The following is a 17,503-nucleotide window of genomic DNA, read 5'->3' as shown; positions in this document are numbered from 1 at the left end:
GGATGCGGCGAAGGGAGCCTTCAGTCCACGCGCATCAGCAACAAAACCGCCCAAACCGGCGTCAGCCAGACATTCCACCCAAGGGATTGTCCTTATGGACGGACGGTGGACGGTTCTGCGCTTCGCTACCTTCAGGGGAGGCAAGGGAGGCCTTCGCGGACTTGCTGGTCGCCTCATATGCCTCTCTCGCAACGGCTGCGCGTGAAGGACTCCTTCCCTCGGCTGAGCCGAGTGAAGGGGGCCTTCAGGTACTTGGTGCGCCCATCGGTCAGGCGGCGAAGACCTGCGAGTCGTCGGCGAAAGCCTTGAACTCCAGCGCGTTGCCCGCCGGGTCCAGCAGGAACATCGTCCACTGCTCACCGGTCTGGCCTTCGAAGCGGACATAGGGCTCGATGACGAACGAGGTGTCCGCGGCGCGTAGCCGATCCGCGAGCTTCCGGAACTCCGGGACGGTGAGGATCAGGCCGAAGTGGGGGACGGGCACGTCGTGGCCGTCGACGGGGTTGTGGATCCGCTGTGGCCGCTCCGGGGCGAGATGCGTGACGAACTGGTGGCCGTGGAGGTTCCAGTCGATCCACGTGTCGGAGCTGCGGCCCTGTTCGAGGCCGAGGACTTCGCCGTAGAAGATCCGCGCGGCGGACAGATCGTCGACGGGCATGGCGAGGTGGAAGCGCGGGATGGGGGAGTCGAGGACGGTCATTCCGAAGGATCCTTTCCGGCGGGGCGAGCACTTGTCGCAATGTTAACATTAGGACAAAGTGCGGGGTCGCTACGATCGGGCGTTCCGGCGGAAGGATGAGGATGAGCGAACCCGGCAGGGTGGTGCCGGCGCGTCGTCGCGGGCTGGCGGACGAGGTCGCGGACAGGGTCAGGGACGCCATCTTCGGCGGCGCCTATCCGCCCGGTGCGCAGCTGCGCGAGGTCGAGCTTTCGGAGGCGCTCGGGGTCAGCCGGGGTCCGGTGCGCGAGGCGCTGCTGAAACTGGAGCGCGAAGGCCTGGTCCGCAGCGAATGGCATCGCGGCGCGATCGTCACGACGCTGTCCGATGTGGACGTCGCGGAGCTCGACAGCCTGCGCTCGGCGCTGGAACAGCTCGCCGTCCGGCTCGTGGTCGCGAACGCTCCCGAGGTTGAGCTGGCCGCGATCGACGAGGTCGTCGACCGGATGGACCGGGCCCGCGACGAACACGAGATGGTCCGCTGCGACATCGACTTCCACGACGCGGTCTATGCCGCCTCCGGGCATCGGCGGCTCGTCGAGGCGTGGCAGGCGATCCGGTCCCAGGTGTACCTGTTCCTGCTGACCCGGATCGGCGTGAGCTCCGACGGCTATCTCGCGAACATCCCGGCCGAGCATCGGCGGCTCGCGTCCGCGCTTCGTGCCCGCGATGGGGAGAAGGCGCTCGAACTGTTCGCCGTCCACAGGGGGCAGGCGCTCGACGTGCTGACCGGGAAGTGACCCTGGGCGGAACCCCCTGGTGAACGATACGGTGCCGAGGCGGACGAAATGGTGCCCTGGGTCTTGACGGCAAGGTGGGCCACGGCTTAACTCAAGCCCTGAAATAAGGCGTGTCCCGGGTCACAGGCTCCGGACGCGGCTTGGCCACTCACCCCGAGGACCATCGATGCGAATCGGAAAGATCGCTCCCGCGCTCGTCCTGGCGCTGGCGGCCGCCGCCACGACGGCGTGCGGCGGCGGCGACACGGCGTCCAGTGCTCCCCAGGAGCTCGTGTACTGGGCGTCCAACCAGGGCACCAGTCTCGACAACGACAAGGCCGTCCTGCAGCCCGAACTGGACAAGTTCGAGAAGGCCTCCGGGATCAAGGTCAAGCTCGAAGTCGTCCCGTGGACGGATCTGCTCAACCGGATCCTCGCGGCCACCACCTCCGGCAAGGGCCCGGACGTGCTCAACATCGGCAACACGTGGTCGGCCTCGTTGCAGGCGACCGGGGCGTTCCTGCCGTTCGACGACGCCGCGCTGGAGAAGGTCGGCGGGAAGTCGCGGTTCCTCGGCCCGTCGCTGGCGGCCACCGGGGCGAGCGGACAGCCGCCGGTCGGCGTACCGCTCTACGGCCAGGCGTACGGCCTGTACTACAACAAGAAACTCTTCGCCGAGGCCGGCATCACCAAACCGCCCGCCACCTGGGAAGAGCTCGTCGAAGACGGCAAGAAGCTCACCAAACCCGACAAGGGCCAGTGGGGGCTCTCGATCCAAGCGGGCCAGGTCACGGAGAACAGCCACCACGCCGCGATCCTCGGCGCCCAGCACGGCGCGCAGTTCTTCACCGCCGAGGGCAAACCGCAACTCGCGTCGGATCCGTCGGTCGCGGCCGTGCAGCAGTTCGTCGACCTGATGCAGAAGGACAAGATCGTCAACCCGGCCAACGCCGAATACGCCGACACCGCCAAATCGCTGAAGGACCTGTCGGACGGCAAGGCCGCGATGTTCATGAACCAGGCTTCCGCGGGGTCGTTCAAGAACATCGGGATGGACATGGCGAACCTCGGCGTCGCGCCGATCCCGCTGCCCGCCACCGCGCCGCCGAACGGGCGGAAGGTGACCAGTTTCGTCGCGGGCATCAACATGTCGGTCTTCAAGAACACCAAGAATCCCGACGCCGCCTTGGACTTCGTCAAGTTCATGGTCTCGGCACCGGAGCAGGCGCTGCTCAACAAGACCTACGGATCGCTGCCGACCGTCCAGGACGCCTACAGCGACGCGGCGTTCCAGACCGAGGACGTCAAGGTGTTCCAGAACGTGCTCGCGAATTCGGCCGAGCCGATGCCGCAGGTCCCGCAGGAATCGCAGTTCGAGACCCTGATCGGCACCGCGATGAAGGGCATGTTCGCCGACGTCGCGGCGGGCAAGCCGGTCGACGGGGCCAAGATCCGGGACCAGCTGAACCAGGCGGACCAGCAGATCGCGGCCGGTGGTTGATGCCGACCGCGCTCGACGACGCCCCGGCCGTGAAGGCGGCCGGGGCGCCCAAGCCGAGGCGTGCCCGGCGTGGCCGGCGCCGGGTCGCGCTGCCGTATCTGCTCCTGCTGCCCGCGATCCTGCTCGAACTGCTCGTCCACCTGATCCCGATGGTCGCCGGGCTCGTGATGAGCTTCTTCAAGCTCACGCAGTTCTACATCCGGGACTTCTCGTCCGCCCCGGCGGCCGGGCTGGACAACTACAAGTTCGTGCTGGACTTCGACGCCGCGGCGGGGAAGTCGCTGCTCGGCTCGTTCTGGATCACCGTCCTCTACACCGTCCTCTCGGTCGGATTCTGCTGGCTGTTCGGAACGTCGGCCGCCGTGCTGATGCAGAAGAACTTCCGCGGCCGCGGCCTGCTCCGGACGCTGTTCCTGGTGCCGTACGCGCTGCCGATGTACGCCGCGGTGATCACCTGGTCGTTCATGTTTCAGAAGGACACCGGCCTGGTGAACGACCTGCTGGGCACCGATTCCTTCTGGCTCATCGGGGACAACAGCTTCTGGTCGCTGGTGGTCGTCTCGGTGTGGCGCAACTGGCCGTTCGCGTTCCTGATCGTGATGGCCGGGCTGCAGAACATCCCCGGCGAACTGTACGAAGCGGCCGCCATCGACGGCGCGGGCTGGTGGCGCCAGTTCCAGGCGATCACCCAGCCGATGCTGCGCCCGGTCAACCAGGTTCTGCTGCTGGTGCTGTTCTTGTGGACGTTCAACGACTTCAACACGCCGTATGTCCTTTTCGGAGCTTCCGCGCCGAAGGAGGCGTCGCTGATCTCGATCCACATCTACCAGAGCTCCTTCGTGACCTGGAACTTCGGCCTCGGTTCGGCGATGTCGGTGCTGTTGCTGCTGTTCCTGTTGATCGTCAGCACCGTCTACTTGGGACTGACCGCGCGCCGGAGGAACGCCGTTGTCTGAGCCTCGCTGGGTCCCGTGGGCCCGCCGATTCGTCCTCGGCTTCCTCGCCCTGTTCACCCTGATTCCGCTGTACGCGATGGTTTCGTCGTCGCTGAAGCCGCTCGGGGATGTGCAGGGTACCTGGGAATGGATCCCGACGACGCTGACCATCCAGCCGTTCTTCGACATCTGGGAGACCATCCCGCTCGCCGACTACTTCGTGAACAGCCTGGTCATCTCCGGTTCGGCGGCGATCCTCTCGGTGGTGATCGCGATCTTCGCGGCGTACGCCCTGAGCAGGTTCCGCTTCCGTGGCAAGAACTTCTTCAAGATGACCGTGCTGTCCACGCAGATGTTCCCCGGCATCCTGTTCCTGCTGCCGCTGTTCCTCATCTTCGTCAACATCGGGAACACCACCGGCATCGTCCTCTACGGCTCCCGGCTCGGGCTGATCATCACGTATCTGACCTTCTCGCTGCCGTTCGCCATCTGGATGCTGGCCGGCTACATCGACTCGATCCCCAAGGAACTCGACGAGGCCGCGATGGTCGACGGCACCGGGCCGTTCGGCGCGCTGATCCGGGTGGTCGTCCCGGCGGCCATGCCGGGCATCGTCGCGGTGGGGATCTACTCGTTCATGACGGCCTGGGGCGAGGTCCTGTTCGCGTCGGTGATGACCGATTCGGGCACGCGGACCCTCGCCGTCGGGCTCCAGGAGTACTCCACCCAGGTCCAGGTGTACTGGAACCAGGTCATGGCCGCGTCCCTGATCGTCTCCGTCCCGGTCGTCGCCGGATTCCTGCTGCTCCAGCGTTATCTCGTCGCCGGGCTCACCGCCGGTGCCGTGAAATGACCCGCCCGTCGCTCCGTACAGAGAGGTCCGCCTTGAATCTGCACCTGCCCGCCGATTTCCTGTGGGGTGCGGCCACCGCCGCGTACCAGGTGGAAGGCGCCGTCGACGCCGACGGCCGCCTCCCGTCCATCTGGGACGACTTCGTCCGGGTCCCGGGTGCCGTCCTGAACGGCGACACCGCCGACGTCGCGTGCGACCACTACCGGCGCTGGCCGGAGGATCTCGCCATCATGAAGCGGCTCGGCCTGGACGCCTACCGTTTCTCCATCGCGTGGCCGCGGGTGATCCCGGCCGGCCGCGGCGCGGTCAACGCGGCGGGCCTCGACTTCTACGACCGGCTCGTCGACGCGTTGCTCGAAGCCGGGATCCGGCCGTTCGCCACGTTGTTCCATTGGGACCTGCCATCGGCGCTGAAGGGCGGCTGGCCCGAGCGCGACACGGCCTATGCGTACGCCGATTACGCCGCCGTCGTCGCGGCTCGGCTGGGAGATCGGGTCGCGGACTGGAACACCGTCAACGAACCCCTGTGCTCGGCGTGGCTCGGCTACCTCGAAGGCCGGTTCGCACCTGGCGTCAAAGACCTCAAGCAGGCCATCGACGCGTCGCACCACCTCCTGCTCGCGCACGGCCTCGGCGTGCAGGCGATCACCGCCAACGCCGCGCGGTCCGCGAACATCGGCCTCGTGGTCAACCTCAGCGGGATCGAGCCCGCGTCGGATTCGGTGGCGGACGTCGAAGCGGCGAAACGGATGGACGGACACGTCAACCGCTGGTGGCTCGATCCGTCGAACGGCCGCGGCTACCCGGCGGACATGATCGAGGTCTACGGCGTCGAACCGCCTGTCGTCGGGAACGACCTGGAGGTGATCTCGGCCCCGGTCGGCTTCCACGGGCTGAACTACTACTTCCGGCAAATCGTCGAGGACGACCCGGAGGGCCCCGCGCCGCGCGCCCGGCAGGTGCCGGTCGAGGGCGCGGCGACCACGGCGATGGGCTGGGAGATCCACGGGCAGGGGCTCGCGGACCTGATCCACCGGCTCGCCAACGAGTACGGCGCCCGCGCCATCTACGTCACCGAGAGCGGGGCGGCCTTCGACGACAAGGTCGCCGAAGACGGTTCGATCCACGACGCCGACCGCATCGCCTACCTGGAGGAACATCTGGGCGCGGTGGCCGGAGCCGCTGAAGCGGGGGCGCCGGTGAAGGGTTACTTCGCCTGGTCGCTGCTCGACAACTTCGAATGGGACAGCGGGCTGAGTAAGCGATTCGGGCTCGTACGGGTCGATTACGACACGCAGGTCCGCACGGTGAAGGCGAGCGGGCACCGGTACGCGGAGATCATCGCGGCACACCGGAAACGCTGAGGGGGTTTCGGTATGTCATGAAAGGGTCGTTCAGGACATATTTCGTCCTGAACGACCCTTTCATGACAACCGACCTGGCCGGGTTCGCGGCATGGCCTCCCGTCGCGGCTGAGCCGGCAAGCGGTTCGTACGGGCGGATGGACCGAGGGGCCCGGATTCGTCGCGCGGTACGAACGGACGCCCGCGGAAACCTCCTAGGGTCGCCATAACGAGGCGATCCTAGGAGGCGAAGTATGCGGACACTCTTGCGTGGCGGTCGTGTCGTCGATCCGGCGACGGGCTTCGACGGTACGGCCGACGTGCTGGTATCCGACGGGGTGGTCACCGCCGTCGGGGAGGGTTTGACCGCGGAGCCGGGCGACGTGGAGATCGACGTCCGCGGGCTCGTCGTCGGGCCGGGCTTCATCGACCTGCACAGCCACGTGCACACCATCGCGGGCCAGCGGCTTCAGGCGATGGACGGGGTGACGACCGCACTCGACCTCGAAGCCGGCTTGATGCCGATCGAGCGGGCCTACGCCGAGGCGGCCGCGGCGGGACGGCCGCTGCACTACGGGTTCTCCGCGTCCTGGGGCGCCGCGCGGGCGCAGGTGCTCGCCGGGATCGAACCGGACGCGAACATCGACAGCGGATTGGCGGTACTTGGAAACCCTGTCTGGCAAAGGACTTCGTCACCGAAGGAGCTCGCCGCCTGGTTGTCCCTTGTGGACGGTGAGCTGGCCGCGGGCGCGCTCGGCGTCGGGGTGCTCCTCGGCTACGCGCCCGACACCGACCCAGGGGAGTTCCTCGCGCTGGCCCGGCTGGCCAAGGAGGCCGGGGCACCGACCTACACGCACGTCCGTGAACTCGTCGAGGTGAATCCGGCGACGCCCATCGACGGCTCGGCGGAGATCGCGATCGTCGCGGCCGAGACCGGCGCCGCGATGCACCACTGCCACGTGAACAGCACTTCCGGCCACCAGATCGAGCGCGTGCTCGCGGCACTCGAAGCAGGCCGCGCAGCCGGATCGCGGGTGACCGTCGAGGCCTATCCCTACGGGGCGGGCAGCACGGGGATCGGCGCGGCGTTCCTCTCACCCGAACGCCTGAAGATGAAGGGCCTGTCGCCGTCCAGCGTGATCATGCTGGAGTCGGGCGAGCGGATCGCCGACGAAGGCCGCCTGCTCCAGGTGCGTGCCGAGGATCCCGGCGCGCCGTGCATCCTGGAGTTCCTCGACGAAAGCAGCCCGCACGACCTCGGCCTGCTGCACCAGGCGCTCGCGTTCCCGGACGCCATCGTCGCGAGCGACGCGCTGCCCGTGTACTGGAAGAACGGCACCAGCGAGAGCACCGAATGGCCGTTGCCGCCCGGCGGGGCGACGCATCCGCGCACGTCCGGGACGTACAGCAAGACGTTGCGGCTGATGGTGCGGGAGAGCAAGGCGTGGACGTGGCTGGAGGCGTTCCGGCGCTGCTCCTACCTGCCGGCGCGCGTACTCGACGAGGTCGCTCCCGGTGCGGTGGCGAAGGGACGGCTGAACGTCGGAGCCGACGCCGACATCGTCGTCCTCGACCCGGAAGCCATCACCGACGCGGCGACCTACTTCGACCCGACCAGGCCTTCCGTCGGTGTGCGGCACCTGTTCGTTTCGGGGGTCCCGGTCGTCACCGACGGGAATCTGCGCACGGACGCGTTCCCCGGCAAGCCGTTGCGGGGTGAGCCTCGATGAGCGATTTGCTAGCCGACATCGAGACGCTCGTACGCTGCGAGTCGCCGTCGTCGGACCACGAGGCGGTGGCCCGCAGCGCCGAGGTGGTGGCCGAGGTCGGCCTGAGGCTGCTCGGTGTGGAGCCCGAGCGGATCCTGGTGGACGGCGTCACCCATCTCCGCTGGCGATTCGGTGACGGCCCGGCTCGGGTGCTGCTGCTCGGTCACCACGACACGGTGTGGCCCCACGGTTCGCTGGAGACGCATCCGTTCTCGGTGCGGGACGGGGTGTTGCGCGGCCCCGGCTGCTTCGACATGAAGGCTGGCGTCGCGATGGCGCTGCACGCCGCGGCGACCGTGCCCGATCGCGACGGACTGTCCATTCTGGTCACCGGCGACGAGGAGCTCGGTTCGCCCTCGTCCCGCGCGCTGATCGAGGAGACCGCGGCGGGCTGTGACGCGGCGTTCGTGCTGGAGGCTTCGGCCGACGGCGGTGCGCTGAAATGCCGTCGCAAAGGCGTTTCCCACTACCGGGTCGAGGTCACCGGCCGTGCCGCGCACGCCGGGCTCGAACCGGAGAAGGGGATCAACGCGGGAATCGAGATCTCCCACCAGATCCTCGCCATCGCCGCGCTCGCCGACCCCGTGGCCGGGACGAGCGTGACACCGACCGTCGTCTCGGCGGGAACGACGGTCAACACCGTGCCCGCCGCCGCGAGTGTGGCCGTCGACGTCCGCGTATGGGACGAGGCCGAGCAACTCCGTGTCGACCGGGCCATGCGGGAACTCCCCACGGTCCTGGAAGGTGCCGAGGTCCGGGTGACCGGCGGGATCAACCGGCCGCCGCTCGAAGCGGCCTCGTCCGCCGGGTTGTTCGCGCTCGCCCAGGACCTGGCGGTCGATCTCGGCCTCGGGACCCTGACCTCCGCGTCGGTCGGTGGCGCCTCGGACGGCAATTACACCGCGGGGATCGGCGTTCCCACCTTGGACGGTCTGGGCGCCGTCGGGGGCGGGGCACACGCGGATCACGAACACGTCGTCGTCGCGGAACTGCCGCGCCGCACCGCTTTGCTGGCCGCGCTCGTGGAGAACGTGCTCGCGAAACGGGATCCGTCCGGTGCGACGAATCGCGCGGGCGAATCTGGTACGGCACGACGGTGACTCGGCCGTCGTGCGGGGAAAGGATTGTCCCGTGACGAATCTTGCGACGAACGCGGAAAGCCTCGCGTCGGCGGAGGTGCGCGACGAAGCCGTCGCCGCCGCGCGGGCCGCCGCCGCGGCTTCGGGCGTCGAAATCCGCGAACTCACCGAAATCGCCGATCTGGCCGCGGTGGTCGGCCTGTTCGAGTCGATCTGGCAATCGGCACCCGGCGCGCGGCCGGTGAGCACCGAACTGCTCCGCGCGATGTCCAGCGCCGGGAACTACGTCGCGGGCGCCTTCGAGAACGATGAACTGCTGGGGGCCTGTTTCGGGTTCTTCGGGAACCCCGGAAAGGCGAGCCTGCACAGTCACATCGCCGGCGTCGCCAAGGCGGGGGCCGGCCGCGGGATCGGGCACGCGCTCAAACTGCACCAGCGCGGGTGGGCACTGCTGCAGGACGTCTCGGTGATCACCTGGACGTTCGACCCGCTGGTGCGCCGCAACGCCTATTTCAACCTGGGGAAACTCGGCGCGCGCCCGATCGGCTACCTGCCCGACTTCTACGGTCCGATGGAGGACAGCATCAACGGTTCGGGTGACACCGACCGGCTGATGGTCGGGTGGGACCTGAAGAGCCCGGAGGTCCGTGCCGCGGCCTTCGGTGAACCCGTCCTGATCGACGCGGAGGCGCTCGGCGCGGTGAAGGCACTCTCGGTCGACGCCGACGGTGGTCCGAGTATCGGATCCGCCGACGCGCCGACCGTGCTCGTCGCCGTCCCGTCCGACATCGAACGGTTGCGCCGCACCGACCCCGGTCGCGGCACCGCGTGGCGCGCCGCCCTGCGTGAAGTCCTCGGTGGACTGATGGCGGACAACGCCGAAGTCGCCGGTTTCGATCGTGCCGGTTGGTACGTGATCTCGAAGGAGCAGTCGTGAAACTCAGCGGTGTGGAACTGCGCCGGGTCCGGATGCCGCTCGTGGCCCCGTTCCGGACGTCGTTCGGAAGCCAGTCGGAACGGGAACTGCTGCTCGTCCGCGCGGTGACCCCGGCGGGCGAGGGCTGGGGCGAATGCGTCGCGATGGAGGCGCCGCTCTATTCGTCGGAGTACAACGACGCCGCCGAGCATGTGCTGCGCACCCATCTGATCCCCGCCCTGCTGGCCGCGGAGGACGTGACCGCGTACAAGGTGACGCCGTTGCTGGCGAAGTTCAAAGGGCACCGGATGGCGAAGGGGGCGCTGGAGATGGCGGTCCTCGACGCCGAACTCCGCGCGCACGAACGGTCCTTCGCGGCCGAGCTCGGGTCCACACGCGATTCCGTGGCCTGCGGGGTCTCGGTCGGGATCATGGACTCGATCCCGCAGCTGCTCGACGTCGTCGGCGGCTACCTCGACGAAGGCTATGTCCGGATCAAACTGAAGATCGAGCCCGGCTGGGACGTCGAGCCGGTCCGTCAGGTGCGTGAGCGCTTCGGTGACGACGTGCTGCTCCAGGTGGACGCGAACACCGCGTACACCCTGGGCGACGCGCCCCTGCTGTCCAGGCTCGACGCCTTCGATCTGCTGCTGATCGAGCAGCCGCTCGAAGAGGAGGACGTGCTCGGCCACGCCGAACTGGCCAAGCGGATCCGGACACCGATCTGCCTCGACGAGTCGATCGTGTCCGCCAAGGCCGCCGCAGACGCGATCAAACTGGGCGCGTGCCAGATCGTCAACATCAAACCGGGCCGCGTCGGCGGCTACCTCGAAGCACGCCGGGTGCACGACGTCTGCGCGGCGCACGGGGTGGCGGTGTGGTGCGGCGGGATGATCGAGACCGGCCTCGGCCGCGCGGCCAACGTCGCGCTGGCCTCGCTGCCCGGTTTCACGCTGCCGGGGGACACCTCGGCCTCCGGGCGGTTCTACCGCACGGACATCACCGAGCCGTTCGTGCTGGACGCCGGGCAGCTGCCGGTGCCGACGGGACCGGGGCTGGGCGTGACTCCGATTCCGGAACTCCTGGACGAGGTCACCACGGAGAAAACGTGGATCGGTTCGTAGCGCACCACGAAATCCGGGGTTAGATTTGGTCGGATCGAACCAGTCGGTTCGGTGAGACCGGGTTTAACTTCGGGGGGTGCTGACACCGGTGCCCAGCAAGCCGCATACGAGCTTGGGACGCGTCCTCGAAGACCTCGGGGACGTGCTCCTGGAGCCGGTCGCGGTCGGCCGGACCACCCGCAAGCAGCTGGGCGGGGTGGTCATCCACGATCCGCACGACGAATCCGAAATCCCTGGCGGGGCCGTCGTGCTCGGCGTCGGGGTGCGGGACCGGGACGAAGTCGTCCGTCTCTTGCACGACGTGGGTGCGCGAGGCGCGGCGGCGCTCGTCGTCCGGTCTCCCGTCACCCCGGCGCCGGAACTCCGGCGTGCGGCGGACTCGTCCGGGGTCGCCCTGCTCGGGCTCGCGCGCGGCGCGTCCTGGGCGCAGCTCGCCGCGATGCTCCGGACCTTGCTCGCCGAAGAGGACGTCGGCGAGGTCTCGCCCCAGACGCTCGGCGGAATGCCGTCGGGTGATCTCTTCGCGCTGGCCAACGCGATCGCCGCGCTGCTGGACGCGCCGGTGACCATCGAAGACCGCAACTCGCGTGTCCTCGCGTTTTCCGGACGTCAGGACGAGGCGGACCCGTCTCGCGTCGAGACCATTCTCGGCAGGCAGGTGCCGGAGCGGTTCACCCGCGGCCTGGAACAGGACGGCGTCTTCGAGCGGCTGTACCGCGACCAAACGCCGGTCTACGTCGATCCGCAGCGGTACGACGACATCGAGATCGTCCTTCCCCGGGTGGCGCTCGCCGTCCGGGCCGGCGACGAGGTGCTCGGGTCGATCTGGGCCGCGGTGCGGGAACCGCTCAGTGAAGAGCGGACGCAGGCATTGATCGACGCCGCCAAACTCGTCGCGCTGCACATGCTCCGGCTGCGGGCCGGCGCCGACGTCGAACGACGGCTGCGCGCGGACCTGGTGAGTACGGCGCTCGAAGGCGGCGCCGGCGCGCCGGAAGCGATCGCTCGGCTCGGGCTGCTCGGCCAGCCGTCGATCGTGCTCGCCATGGGCCTGCTCGGCACGCCCGATCCCGAGGACGACCTCAGGCTGGTCGCGGACCGCCAGCGGGTCGCCGACGCACTGGCCATGCACCTGAGCGCCGTCCAGCCCCGTTCGGCCGTCGCGCTGGTCGGCGACGTCGCCTACGGAATCCTCCCGATGCCCGGCGGGCACGCCGACTGTAAGGAGCGTTCGGTGCGGGTCGCGTCGACCTTCTTGGAGCGCACGGGACGCCGGGCGGCGGCCGCGATCGGCATCGGGCCGCTCGCGCTCGACGCCTCCGGTCTGCACGCCTCCCGCGACGGCGCGGACCGGGCGTTGCGCGTGCTGCTCACCAACGGCGGCGCCAAACGCGTCGCGACCGCGGACGACGTCCACGTCGACGCGCTCATGCTCGATCTGGCCGACCTCGCCGCGGCCAGGGGAGACGTCGCGACAGGACCTGTCGCGCGGTTGCTCGCCTACGACGCGCAGCACCAGTCACAACTGGTGCACACCCTTCGATGCTGGCTCGACGCCTTCGGTGACATCGGAGCCGCGTCCGCCTCGGCGTACGTCCATCCGAACACCTTCCGCTACCGGCTGCGGCGTCTCGCGGAGGTCGGCGGGATCGACCTCGACGACGCGGGGGAGCGGTTCGCCGCGATGCTGCAGTTGCGGCTGCTGCCCCGTGACGCGCGGACCGGGCCGCCGGGCGCCGAAGACTGACGTTGGTCTCCCGGCCCGAAACGACGGCCGATGTTCGTGTGATCGCACGAACTCCGCTCGACGGCCGCGTTTCAGAATGAGTGATCGGCGCCACGCTCGCGCCGTTCTCCTTCTCTCCCAAAAGTTTCCGCGGAGGCGCCATGACGGCAGTGGTCAACGAGGACACCTGGACAGCACGGCGGATCAACCGGACGGCGCTCATCACGATGGTGGTGATGGTGTTCGCCTGGGCGGTCGACTACATCGACCGGTTCTCGATCGGGATGGCGCTGCCGATGATCGGCGCCGAATTCGAGCTCAGCAAGACCCAGCAGGGCTGGCTCGTCACCGTGTTCGCGCTGGTGTACATGGTCTGCCAGATCCCGGCGGGCTTCCTCGCCGACCGATACGGCTCGCGGGGGCCGATGCTGGTCACGCTGCTGCTCTGGTCGGCGTTCACCGCGATGACCGGGATGGCGGGCACCTTCGGCATGCTGCTCGTCGTCCGTGGCCTTTTCGGTGTGTGCCAAGGACTTTTCCCGGCCGCCTCGTTCAAGGCGATCGCCGAACGGACCACCCCCGGCAACCGCGCGACGGTGACCGGCGTGATGCTGTCCGCCGGTGGCATCGGCGCCGGCCTCGCACCGTTGATCGTCGGACCGCTGTTGATGGCGGTCGGCTGGCGGCACACGTTCTTCTGGATGGCCGGCGTCGGCGCGATCATCGGCGTGGTCGTCTGGACGCTGCTTCCCAAGGCGCTGCCGGAAAGGCTGAGCAGCCTTCCGCGCGACGAGGCGAAGACCCCGGAGGTCTCCCGCAAACAGGTCCTGAAGTCCTTTGTGGTCTGGAAGTTCACGCTGTTGTTCTGTGCCACGAACATGTTGAACTACGGCCTGATCACCTGGGTGCCCAGTTACCTGCTCGAGGCGCGGGGCCTGACGCTGAACCAGACCGGTGTGCTCGCGGCGATCCCGATGCTGGTGAGCATCGGCACCACCATCCTCGGCGGCTGGCTGTTCGACCGCTACTTCCACGACCACGGCCGGTGGTACCTCAGCTCGATCGCGCTGGTGACCGTGGTGCTGCTGATCCTGATGGTGTCCGCGGAGACCACGGCGGAGTTCACCCTCTACGAGACGCTCGCGCTCGCGGTGTTCGGCATGGCGACGATGGCCGTCTTCGGGCTGCCGCTGCGCGTGCTGCCCACGGCGGTCACCGGGATCGGCATGGGCGTGATGAACTTCGGCGGCCAGGTGGCGGGCGCGGTCGCGCCGGTGGCCATGGGCTGGCTCGCCGACGCCTTCTCCTACACCGCGGCGTTCGGTTTCCTCATCGGCACGACCTTCCTCACCGCCGTGATGGCGTTCTGGGTACCGCAGAACCCGGCGCAGTTCACCTTCTCCCCGGCGAGTCCCCGCTCGGCCTCGTGAGTGGCGTTTCGGGTTCTAACCCGAAACGCCACTCACGAGCCCAACGCAGACAAGGAGTCCCATGCCCACCGCGTCCGAAGTCACCGAAACGATCAGCGAGCGCGCGAAGGAGGCCGGCGTCCGCGTCCGGCTGCACGCGGCCGAAATCGACGGCACCCGGCACATCGGCGTCGACGAACACGCCCCGGTCGTCACGGCGTCGGTCTTCAAGGTCCCGATCGCGCTGGAACTGGCGAAGCAGGGGGCCGAGGGCGCGCTCGACCTCGGCGAGCGGATCACCGTCCCGCCGGGGCATCCCACGCCCAGCCCGTACGGCCTGGCCACCTTCCGGCACGAGATCACGATGTCCTGGTACGACCTCGCGATCCTGATGATCGGGATCAGCGACAACGTCGCCACCGACCTCATCCTCGACCGCGTCGGTAAGGAAGCGACCGAGAAGACGTTGCGCGACCTCGGTTTCGAGCACACCACCGTTTCGCAGGACTGCGGAGAGGTGCTGCGCGGCATCGGGGACGACCTCGGAATCTCCTACGAGGACGACGAAAGACTGCTGTCGGAGCTGCCGATCGAGCGGATCACCGCGTTGCGCGCCCTGCAACCGGAGCACACTTGCGCCACGACCGCGGAGGAGATCACCCGGCTGCTCGGGCTCGTCTGGCGCGACGAGGCGGCCGCACCGGCGGCGTGCGCGGACGTCCGGCGCTGGATGGAACTCCAGGTGTGGCCGCACCGGCTGCGGTCCGGGTTCCCGGACGACGGGATCCGCGTCAGTGGCAAGACCGGGACGCTGCCGTCGGTGCGCAACGAGGTCGGTGTGGTCGAGTACCCGGATGGCGGCCGTTACGCGGTAGGGATTTTCACCGACGCCGTCGACGGGCGGTCGCGGGTGCCGGAGCGGGACGCGTTCATCGGGTTCGCCGCGGCACAGGCCGTCGAATGGCTGAGGCTTCCCGAGGCCGACCGCGAATGATTCGTCCGCCCGGATGAATTTTCCCGCCGCTCTCGTCGTTCCGCACGAACCGGTGACGCCCGTCACCGGCCTAGCATTCCGGGAACCGCCGGACCACCCTTTCCACGGACAAGAGGTGCGCATGTCGAAACTTTCCGAAATCGATACCTGGCTCGCGGAGAATTTTTCCGCCCTTCTGGCCGAGCATCAGGTGCCCGGCGCCGCCATCGCGGTCTTCTCGAACGGCGAGGTGATCGACCACGCGGCCGGCGTGCTCAACAAGAACACCGGCGTCGAGTCCACAGTGGACTCCGTATTCCAGATCGGGTCGATCACCAAGGTGTGGACGACCACCCTGGTGATGCAGCTCGTCGACGAAGGCAGGCTCGACCTCGACAAGCCGGTCCGCGACTACCTTCCCGAGTTCAGCCTCTCGGACGACGAAGCCGCCTCGCGGATCACGGTGCGGCAGCTGACCTGTCACACCTCCGGATTCGAGGGCGACATCTTCACCGACACCGGGCAGGGCGACGACTGCGTCGCCAAGCTCGTGGCGACGCTCTCCGACGTGCCCCAGCTGTTCCAGCCGGGGGAGATGTTCTCCTACAACAACGCCGGGTACTGCGTGCTCGGCAGGATCGTCGAAGTCCTGCGTGGCAAGTCCTACGACGACTGCCTTCGCGACCACCTCTTCACGCCGCTCGGCCTGACCCACGCCGCTACCGGACCGTATGACGCGATCCGGTACCGCGCGGCGATCGGGCACCTCCAGCCGAAGCCGGACGACGAGCCGGTGGCCGCGCCCGCCTGGGCGTTGACGCGGTCCAACGTGCCGGCGGGTTCGCATCTGGCGATGCGCCCGCGCGACCTGCTGACCTTCGTGCGCATGCACCTCAACGAAGGCCGCGCGGACGACGGCACCCAGGTCCTGCGGCCCGAAACCGCCCGCGCCATGTGGGAACGCCAGGTGGAACTGCCCTACCTCGGCCTGATGGGCGGGGCGTGGGGCCTCGGCTGGATGATCTTCGACTGGGACGGCGGCCCGGTGATCGGCCACGACGGCGGCACCATCGGCCAGTCCGCGTTCCTGCGCGTGGTGCCGGGCAGCAACGTCGCGGTGGCCCTGCTGACCAACGGCGGCAAACCGTTGCACCTGTACCTGGACGTCTTCCGGAAGGTGCTGGGCGACCTCGCCGGTGTCGAGGTCCCGGCGCTGCCGGAGCCGAACGCCGCGGAGGCCCCGGCGGACCCGTCGCGTTATGTGGGCGAGTACTCGTCGCAGGTGGCGGACATCGTCGTCACGCAGGACGAAGAGGGCGGCCTGTGGCTGGAACGCACGATGAAGGGCACGTTCGCCGACCTCGGTTCGGCGCCGGAGAAGACGAGGCTGCTGGGCTACAAGGGCGACACCCTGGTCGCCGAGCACGATGGCCTCGGCCTGCACATGCCGCACGCGTTCGTCGGTGACGACGGCACCGGCCGCGCGTTGTTCGTCCACACGGGACGGGCCGACCGCCGGGTGACCCGGTGACGACGATCTCCGACGAGATCGAGGCGGTCTTCGCCAAGGCGGGGGCGCGCGGATTCGTGCACGCGCGCGAGATCGGCGTCCCCGATGGCCCCGAAGTCGATGTCGGCGCGGACGATCCGGTCGTGCTGGCGTCCGTGTTCAAGATCCCGGTGGCGGTCGCCTTCGCCCGTGAGGTGGCCGCCGGGCGGATCGACGAGACCGAACGGACCCGCGTCACCGCGCGGTACCGGATCGGCGGGATCGGGACCGCCGGCTGCGCGGACGACGTCGAGATGAGCTGGCGCGATCTGGCGCATTTCATGCTGACGATGAGCGACAACGCCGCGACCGACGTCGTCTACCACCGGGTCGGGCAGGAGGCCGTCGACCGCGTCCTCGCCGACCTCGGCCTCGCCAGGACGCGGTTGATCGGCTGTTGCGAAGACCTCTTCGCCTCGGTGATCGCCGATCTCGGCGCGAAACCGGACGACGATCTGGAAGCCGTCTTCGACGCGGCGGCCGAAGAACAGATGTGGAAGCTCGCGGTGCTCGACCCGGAACGCACGACGTCGTCGACGCCGCGGGAGATCACCGCGTTGCTCGACGCGATCTGGACCGACCGCGCGGGCGACCCGGCCGCCTGCGAACGCGTGCGGACGATCATGGCGCAGCAGATCTGGCCGCACCGGATCTCGTCCGGTTTCCCCGCGGACGTCGCGATCGCGGCCAAGACCGGGACGCTGCCCGCCGTCCGCAACGAAGCGGGGGTGGTGACCCATGTGGACGGTCGCCGCTACGCCGTCGCGGTGTTCACCCGCGCCGGATCCCTCGCCGACCGCCTGCCCGCGGTCGATTCCGCCATCGGTGAGGCCGCTCGCCTCGCCGTCGATCACCTCCGTGCGCAGACCGTGACCCAGTAGGAGAAACC

At 68.7% G+C, this 17,503-nt stretch carries 15 protein-coding genes; 14 read left to right on the top strand and 1 reads right to left on the bottom strand.

The genetic code is table 11. From position 1 onward, the window contains the following. Positions 1 to 268: 268 nt before the first annotated feature. Positions 269 to 700, bottom strand: a complete 432-nt coding sequence (locus DMC61_RS36970) for a VOC family protein (protein WP_125695167.1) — start codon at positions 698 to 700, stop codon at positions 269 to 271. Positions 701 to 801: 101 nt separating this feature from the next. Here DMC61_RS36970 and DMC61_RS36965 point away from each other — a divergent pair, with 101 nt between their 5' ends. The 14 genes from DMC61_RS36965 to DMC61_RS36900 all read left to right on the top strand — a co-directional run bounded on the left by DMC61_RS36965 (position 802) and on the right by DMC61_RS36900 (position 17,495). Continuing rightward, positions 802 to 1,458, top strand: coding sequence for a GntR family transcriptional regulator (locus DMC61_RS36965; protein WP_125695166.1), 657 nt, complete (start codon positions 802 to 804; stop codon positions 1,456 to 1,458). A 166-nt stretch (positions 1,459 to 1,624) separates the two neighbouring features. Further along, positions 1,625 to 2,938 (top strand): sugar ABC transporter substrate-binding protein, encoded by a 1,314-nt coding sequence (locus DMC61_RS36960; RefSeq protein WP_125695165.1) that lies wholly within the window; start codon positions 1,625 to 1,627, stop codon positions 2,936 to 2,938. Beyond that, entirely contained in the window at positions 2,938 to 3,894 is a 957-nt protein-coding gene (locus tag DMC61_RS36955) for a carbohydrate ABC transporter permease (RefSeq protein ID WP_125695164.1), read from the top strand. The genes DMC61_RS36960 and DMC61_RS36955 overlap by 1 nt, the downstream gene beginning before the upstream one ends. Beyond that, the gene (locus DMC61_RS36950) at positions 3,887 to 4,726 is read left to right on the top strand and encodes a carbohydrate ABC transporter permease (RefSeq protein ID WP_016334578.1); all 840 of its coding nucleotides are present in this window, start codon (positions 3,887 to 3,889) and stop codon (positions 4,724 to 4,726) included. The genes DMC61_RS36955 and DMC61_RS36950 overlap by 8 nt, the downstream gene beginning before the upstream one ends. A gap of 32 nt (positions 4,727 to 4,758) precedes the next feature. After that, on the top strand, positions 4,759 to 6,090 hold the full coding sequence (locus DMC61_RS36945) for a GH1 family beta-glucosidase (RefSeq protein ID WP_125695163.1): 1,332 nt from the start codon (positions 4,759 to 4,761) through the stop codon (positions 6,088 to 6,090). A 233-nt stretch (positions 6,091 to 6,323) separates the two neighbouring features. Further along, entirely contained in the window at positions 6,324 to 7,799 is a 1,476-nt protein-coding gene (locus DMC61_RS36940) for an amidohydrolase family protein (protein WP_063272951.1), read from the top strand. After that, positions 7,796 to 8,938: a M20 family metallopeptidase gene (locus DMC61_RS36935; protein WP_125695162.1), complete on the top strand. Its 1,143-nt coding sequence runs from the start codon at positions 7,796 to 7,798 to the stop codon at positions 8,936 to 8,938. Before DMC61_RS36940 ends, DMC61_RS36935 begins: the two co-directional genes overlap by 4 nt. Positions 8,939 to 8,969: 31 nt before the next feature. After that, positions 8,970 to 9,854 (top strand): GNAT family N-acetyltransferase, encoded by an 885-nt coding sequence (locus tag DMC61_RS36930; RefSeq protein ID WP_125695161.1) that lies wholly within the window; start codon positions 8,970 to 8,972, stop codon positions 9,852 to 9,854. Beyond that, positions 9,851 to 10,957, top strand: a complete 1,107-nt coding sequence (menC, locus tag DMC61_RS36925) for an o-succinylbenzoate synthase (RefSeq protein WP_125695160.1) — start codon at positions 9,851 to 9,853, stop codon at positions 10,955 to 10,957. Before DMC61_RS36930 ends, menC begins: the two co-directional genes overlap by 4 nt. A gap of 76 nt (positions 10,958 to 11,033) precedes the next feature. Continuing rightward, positions 11,034 to 12,704, top strand: coding sequence for a CdaR family transcriptional regulator (locus tag DMC61_RS36920; RefSeq protein WP_125695159.1), 1,671 nt, complete (start codon positions 11,034 to 11,036; stop codon positions 12,702 to 12,704). 140 nt (positions 12,705 to 12,844) lie between these two features. Then, positions 12,845 to 14,113, top strand: coding sequence for an MFS transporter (locus tag DMC61_RS36915; protein WP_016334571.1), 1,269 nt, complete (start codon positions 12,845 to 12,847; stop codon positions 14,111 to 14,113). A gap of 61 nt (positions 14,114 to 14,174) precedes the next feature. Continuing rightward, positions 14,175 to 15,086, top strand: coding sequence for a serine hydrolase (locus DMC61_RS36910; RefSeq protein ID WP_125695158.1), 912 nt, complete (start codon positions 14,175 to 14,177; stop codon positions 15,084 to 15,086). Between the two features lie 121 nt (positions 15,087 to 15,207). Continuing rightward, a complete protein-coding gene (locus tag DMC61_RS36905) occupies positions 15,208 to 16,596 on the top strand; it encodes a serine hydrolase (protein ID WP_125695157.1) in 1,389 nt (462 codons plus the stop codon). Next, positions 16,593 to 17,495, top strand: a complete 903-nt coding sequence (locus DMC61_RS36900) for a serine hydrolase (RefSeq protein ID WP_125695156.1) — start codon at positions 16,593 to 16,595, stop codon at positions 17,493 to 17,495. The genes DMC61_RS36905 and DMC61_RS36900 overlap by 4 nt, the downstream gene beginning before the upstream one ends. Positions 17,496 to 17,503: the final 8 nt, after the last annotated feature.

Source organism: Amycolatopsis sp. WAC 04169 (assembly GCF_003947535.1).
In the GTDB taxonomy this organism is placed as follows: Bacteria; Actinomycetota; Actinomycetes; order Mycobacteriales; family Pseudonocardiaceae; genus Amycolatopsis; species Amycolatopsis keratiniphila.
Note: the sequence above shows the minus strand (reverse complement) of the source record. Positions and strands in the feature narration are given on the sequence as shown.

Bases quoted from the DNA above. Each gene is read 5' to 3' on its own strand.
- DMC61_RS36970 (WP_125695167.1), bottom strand. From the start codon at position 700: ATGACCGTCCTCGACTCCCCCATCCCGCGCTTCCACCTCGCCATGCCC.
- DMC61_RS36965 (WP_125695166.1), top strand. From the start codon at position 802: ATGAGCGAACCCGGCAGGGTGGTGCCGGCGCGTCGTCGCGGGCTGGCG.
- DMC61_RS36960 (WP_125695165.1), top strand. From the start codon at position 1,625: ATGCGAATCGGAAAGATCGCTCCCGCGCTCGTCCTGGCGCTGGCGGCC.
- DMC61_RS36955 (WP_125695164.1), top strand. From the start codon at position 2,938: ATGCCGACCGCGCTCGACGACGCCCCGGCCGTGAAGGCGGCCGGGGCG.
- DMC61_RS36940 (WP_063272951.1), top strand. From the start codon at position 6,324: ATGCGGACACTCTTGCGTGGCGGTCGTGTCGTCGATCCGGCGACGGGC.
- DMC61_RS36935 (WP_125695162.1), top strand. From the start codon at position 7,796: ATGAGCGATTTGCTAGCCGACATCGAGACGCTCGTACGCTGCGAGTCG.
- DMC61_RS36915 (WP_016334571.1), top strand. From the start codon at position 12,845: ATGACGGCAGTGGTCAACGAGGACACCTGGACAGCACGGCGGATCAAC.
- DMC61_RS36910 (WP_125695158.1), top strand. From the start codon at position 14,175: ATGCCCACCGCGTCCGAAGTCACCGAAACGATCAGCGAGCGCGCGAAG.
- DMC61_RS36905 (WP_125695157.1), top strand. From the start codon at position 15,208: ATGTCGAAACTTTCCGAAATCGATACCTGGCTCGCGGAGAATTTTTCC.